This window comes from Lactobacillus sp. N54.MGS-719, assembly GCF_000980505.1.
Lineage (GTDB): Bacteria > Bacillota > Bacilli > Lactobacillales > Lactobacillaceae > Lactobacillus > Lactobacillus amylovorus.
This window is the reverse complement of sequence record NZ_LARO01000064.1, coordinates 1-4,073: the sequence shown is the minus strand read 5'-3', so window position 1 is coordinate 4,073 and position 4,073 is coordinate 1. Positions and strand designations below refer to the sequence as shown.

At 33.8% G+C, this 4,073-nt stretch carries 3 protein-coding genes; all 3 read right to left on the bottom strand.

Annotation, left to right across the window (positions count from 1 at the left end; genetic code table 11):
* Positions 1-1,131 (bottom strand): galactokinase (locus WS44_RS08515; protein ID WP_046434028.1); only part of this gene is annotated, 1,131 nt, incomplete at its 3' end.
* Positions 1,132-1,308: 177 nt separating this feature from the next.
* Entirely contained in the window at positions 1,309-3,282 is a 1,974-nt protein-coding gene (locus WS44_RS08510) for a DUF262 domain-containing protein (RefSeq protein ID WP_046434027.1), read from the bottom strand.
* Between the two features lie 151 nt (positions 3,283-3,433).
* Positions 3,434-4,072, bottom strand: coding sequence for a nitroreductase family protein (locus WS44_RS08505; RefSeq protein WP_288145726.1), 639 nt, complete (start codon positions 4,070-4,072; stop codon positions 3,434-3,436).
* Between the last annotated feature and the right edge of the window lies 1 nt (position 4,073).

The window sequence follows — 4,073 nt, the reverse complement described above, 5'->3', positions numbered from 1 at the left end:
ATCATAGAAGCTGGCATCGTAACCAATCTTGTCACGGTAGATATCGCCAACATTTTTCTTAAAGTTTTCTGCTTCTGACTTCTTAACAATAGCAATTGCACTACCACCGAAGCCACCACCAATCATTCTGGCACCCAATACACCCGATTGCTTCCATGAAGCTTCAGCCAACGTATCGAGTTCCTTACCAGTTACTTCATAATCATAATGAAGTGAAACGTGTGAAGCATCGATCAAGCGACCCAACTTCTCTAAGTCGCCATCTTTCATCGCCTTAGTTGCGCGTAAGGTTCTTTGGTTTTCACTAACGGCATGACGAGCACGCTTTAGCTCTGTCTCATTATCAATAAGGTAAGAATATTCATCGAAAGTGTCGTTATCTAACTCACCTAGAGCCTTAATATCAAGCTTTTGTTGTAATTTCTTAACTGCATCATGACATTCGCGAACACGGTCATTATATGCAGAATCAGCTAAAGTATGTGGCTTGTTAGTGGCCATGATAATAATTTCATATTCGCCTAAAGCAAGTGGCATGTATTCATATTTCAAAGTATTGCAATCGAGGAAAATGGCACTATCTTTTTTACCCATAATGCAGGCAAATTGGTCCATAATTCCTGAATTCAAACCAACGAATTCATTTTCAGTTCTTTGACCCATTTTAGCTAAAGCAACACGATCAACATCTAAGTTGAATTCATCCTTTAAGATGATCCCCATCAGCATTTCAATTGCGGCACTTGATGAAAGCCCTGAACCTGATGGCAAGTTAGCCTTAATGTATAAATTAAATCCATGATCAATATTGTGGTATTTTTCACGCAAATAAGTGATCATACCTTTAAAGTAGTTAGCCCAGAAACGATCATCCTTTTCAACGGTTGCATCATCGATCTCAAATTCTACGATATCTCCGTCAACATTACCTGAATATAAGCGAACTTTCTTATCGTCTCTTGGGCCATAGACACCGTAAACACCCAAGCTGATTGCAGCTGGAAAAACGTGTCCGCCGTTATAGTCAGTATGTTCACCAATTACGTTAATTCTACCTGGTGAGAAAAAGACGTCTTGACCTTTCTCGTTAAAAGTATCTTCGTAAGTTTTAAGTAATTCTTCTTTATTCATTTTTATTTACCTCAAATTTGTACTGTAATCGTTTTCAGCTACTAGTATATCTCTTTCACTTCTTTTAGTAAATAGTTTACTAGAATAAATAAAATATTTAATCGCATGCACTAAAAAAAGCCAGACATTTGTCTGACTTTTGCTATCTCATTCTTATTAAAAATTGACATACGCTTATTATCTAACCCTATAACTTATCTGATCTGACATACCACAAATACTTGCCATATTAGTAATAAGAGCGATTATATTGGCGGCTGGGAAATTAGATTCAACAGTCATACCATTTTTGAGCTTAAGGGGACGCTTTTTATCTTCCCCAAATAGGATTTTGTCCAACATAGGATCGTCTTGAATTTTTTCGAGGTTTGTGCTGTCTGCATCCCATGCTGAATTAAGGAATATAACTAACATTTGTTTCCAAGCTTCAACTGAATAATCCTTATCACCTATAGTTATTCCGACAGGTTTTCTACCAGTTACATTAACATTATCGTCTAATGCATATTCCACGATTTCGTTGCTATTGGCATCACTTTCTTCAGCTTTTGGCATTGGAAAAATTTTCAACAACTCACCGATTAATTCTTTAGATCTTTCAACGATAGTATCTTCATTCCAAGAATCATAATTGTCCCCAATTTCACGGGTTAATGAAATATTTGACTCACTATAAATCTTTTTTTTTTCGGCAAATGGCTTATTTCCCATCTCTTGATTATATTTTGTCAATGTTAAATTACCAATAGTATTACCTAATTGTTCGTTAACTCTATCGGCATGTTCTACTTGCAAGCGCCAAGCAGCATTTAAGTGCTGCGGCATAATATGTTCTATTTGAGCATCATCAAATTCAATAGTTTCTTTAGTTCTATTTTCTTCCACTGCCATTAGAGCTAGTTTGGCCAAATGCTTACGTTGATTATAAATATCTAAATGCATTAAATTTGTGGCAAAGACCTTATCATCAGGGAAAGTGACTTTAGTAAATTTATACATACTTTGTGATAAAGAATTAGTTTCTTTTTGAATATCACATAAACTAATTACTATTTTATTTAAGCGATTAGTTCCCATATGGCAGATTCTTATTCTAAATAGCAAACTCTCCCATGTGTTTGCCAATTCTACTACATAATCACTATTAATTTGCCCTTCATCATATAAATTAAGTAGCAACATAAAATATGGGAAAATTACTTTACTACCTAAAATATTAAGCTGATCTAAAACTTTATTAAATTCTTTTATGTTAGTACTACTATTCAGCAATTGATCATAATAAATTGCAAATTTATAGAGATCTTTTAGAGCGGCTTCAGAATCTAGCTTATTGTGATAATAATATTCTTTATAGGCATCGTAAACTTTATCTTTTTTAACTAATTTATGAGTTTTCATGACCAAGTAATGGCGAATAAATTCAGTAAATATGTTAGTGTTAAAGAGTTTTTCTATTTTTACCCAATACCGTTTATAAAGCTCAGTTTGGGAGGCTGACTCTAATTTCATTAATAAGAAGTTACGTACAAGATCAGATGAAGATAATGAAACGCCAGTAGAATTTAAGCTTTCGAAAATAACTTGTGGATTTTCATTATTATTATCATTTAATTCTATGTAAACCAAGGTAAAGTGGTTTATCCCCATATAAATATCATGGGTATCCATGTCAGATTCTTTTATTAAATCCTTGAACAAATTATAATTTTCAATAATCTTTGATGGATTTTCATATTGAATATTATCTGACATTACGGCATTAAATGCTTCAAGATCATGTTCTACAGGCTTTAATTTCAAATGATTATTTTCATTCAGATATTTATTAGTTAAATACTCTTCCTGTATTTCTTCACTGTCTCGCTTGTCAACATCAGCTAAAGCTTTTAGTAATAAAGTTAAACTAGTAAGTCGTTGTTGCCCATCAATTATGCGATATATATGGCTCATATTATTACCAGTTTCAGAAACATAAACAATTGCTCCCAAAAAATGGTCTCTACTTTCTTTAATCGCATTAATTAAGTCTCTAAATAATTGTCGACATTGTTCTTCTCCCCATTCGTAATTTCTTTGGAAAACGGGAATTTCAAAAATTGTCTTCCCACTTCCAAGAAAATCGAATAAGTGTATGCTGTCTGCTTTCATTTTTCTCAATATCCTTCTGTATATACTTTTAAATCGATTATAACAGATATAATTTTGGTAAATACAAGCATTTATTCATTACCTAGTTATATTATTTCAACCTGCAAAAAAAGGACAAGCAATAAACTTGTCCTCTAAACTTATTTTTTATCTATTCATAATCAACCAATTCTGAAAGTGGATATCTAGTAGTTGTAATCTCATCTTCAGCCTTTGGATCGTGCTTACCAATCGCAATTGCCATTACTGGTACGTATTGCTTAGGATCAAGTCCCATCACGGCTGCAGCCTTTTTAGCATCATAACCTGCCATCGCATTAGTGTCATAACCGTGCTCACGTGCAATCAACATAAATTGCATGGCAGCAAGTGAAGAATCAACCATCGAATCCGCAACTAACATTTCTTGTGGTGCCTTTTCATATAGTGGCATGAATGTATTTAAAGCCGCTTCCATTGCTTCCTTAGTTACTTTCTTTTCTTCATACATGCTGTGCCATAATTGACTGTATTTCTTGAAAGCCAACGTGTTACCGAAGAATAGGACTATGGCAGAGCTATTATCAACTTGCGGGAAGTTAAAAGGCATAAAGTATTGGTGCAGCTTCTCTCTCCCCTCTTTTGTATCAACAACTATGAATTTCCAGGCTTGCAAATTGCATGCGGAAGGAGCAGTGATAGTTTCTTCCAGCATTTCATTCATTTCTTCATGACTAATTTTTATGGATGGATCAAATCTACGTACTGAATGTCTTTCAGTCAAAATTTTATGAAAATCATTATTTACTATA

Excerpts from the sequence above, each read along its gene's own strand:
- WS44_RS08510 (WP_046434027.1), bottom strand. The coding sequence starts at position 3,282 with ATGAAAGCAGACAGCATACACTTATTCGATTTTCTTGGAAGTGGGAAG.